Genomic DNA, 1229 nt, shown 5'->3' with positions numbered 1-1229 from the left:
CAGCCAGATTTTCCGCGCCGTAACGGCCCACCATGCAGCCGCCCACGGCCAGCAGAGGTTTTTTGCCGCAGCGGCCAAGGCGTTGCCCCGCGTCCAGAACGGCACGCACAGACTCGCGCACGGCGGGATCAATAAACCCGCAAGTATTGATAAATACAAGGTCTGCGCGGCCCATGTGCTCCACATGGCTCACAGGCACGCCCAGCGAACCGAGCAGGCGCTCGCTGTCGACCCTGTTCTTGGGACACCCCAAACTCAACGACCAGACCTTGATCTTTTTCTGTTTGTTTCCACTTGTCATGTGGGGCATCCTACAGATGTGCCTGAGACTTGTCACCAGTGCGGTTCATTTGCAAAACGTCGGGGCCGGTGCTAGGCTCAAAACTTGACAGTTCGGCGTTAGCGCCGTATCCGTGCGCAACCAACCAAGCGTTGCTTATGAAAAACAAACCCACCCAAACCAACACCCAAAAAGATTTCACTGTAGCTCCCATGAAATGCCTTGCAAGCGGCAGAATGGAAGAGCAGTGTTATTCAGGCGTGCTGCGCAGCGTCTACGCCGAAATATATCTTCTGGATTTTAAAAAAAACCAGGCGCGCGAGCTGTACAGAAGCGACGATATTTTCCTGCCGCCTTCGGCCGGACTCGCCCTGTCGGACCTCTTTACCGAAGCCTTGACCAAGCTCGTCCACCCTGACGACCACGACGCGCTGCTACGCTTCTGGGACCCCCTGGCCCGGCGGGATCTTGAAAAAAACGGCCAGCCTTTTTCTACGCTTGATATGCGCAGAAAATGCCGCAACATGAGCTACCGCTGGACGCGCATTACGGCTTTTCCCGTTCGCCAGCCCGGCGGTGATTTTGTTTATCTTGTCTGTGTGCAGGATGTGGACGAACTCAAGCGCGCGGCCACCATCGTGCGCGAAAACGAGCTTCTCCAGCAGCAAAAACTCGACAACCTGCGTTACAAGGCCGTGGTAGACCATACGCGCACCCTGGTATTCGAGTGGCGCAACAATGACCTGACCTACATCAGCCCCCGCATAGGCGAACTGCTGGCCGGAAACTACGACGACCGCATTCCCTTTGATGTCTGGCGTGAGGACAGTGTCCTGTACAGCGGCGACAGCGCCGCCTTTGACACCTGCCTTGCGCGCATGGCCCTGGGCATACGCTCCGGCGAAATGACCCTGCGCCTGCGCCGCCGCGACGGACAGTTCATCTGGTG

The 1229-nt window shown here is 57.5% G+C and carries 1 protein-coding gene and 1 pseudogene; one reads left to right on the top strand and one right to left on the bottom strand.

The window, feature by feature from the left end; genetic code table 11:
- Window positions 1-301, bottom strand: a pseudogene (locus V6C07_RS12370) (30S ribosomal protein S12 methylthiotransferase RimO); the annotation flags it as partial.
- Between the two features lie 137 nt (window positions 302-438).
- On the opposite strand from V6C07_RS12370, the gene V6C07_RS12365 reads away from it, so the two are divergent.
- Window positions 439-1229, top strand: a 791-nt coding sequence (locus V6C07_RS12365) for a PAS domain-containing protein (RefSeq protein ID WP_333536780.1), incomplete at its 3' end; no start/stop codon positions are given.

Source organism: Desulfovibrio sp. 1214_IL3152 (assembly GCF_036763055.1).
In the GTDB taxonomy this organism is placed as follows: domain Bacteria; phylum Desulfobacterota; class Desulfovibrionia; order Desulfovibrionales; family Desulfovibrionaceae; genus Desulfovibrio.
The sequence above is the reverse complement of the archived record's forward strand: the minus strand, read 5'-3'. Positions and strand labels throughout refer to the sequence as shown.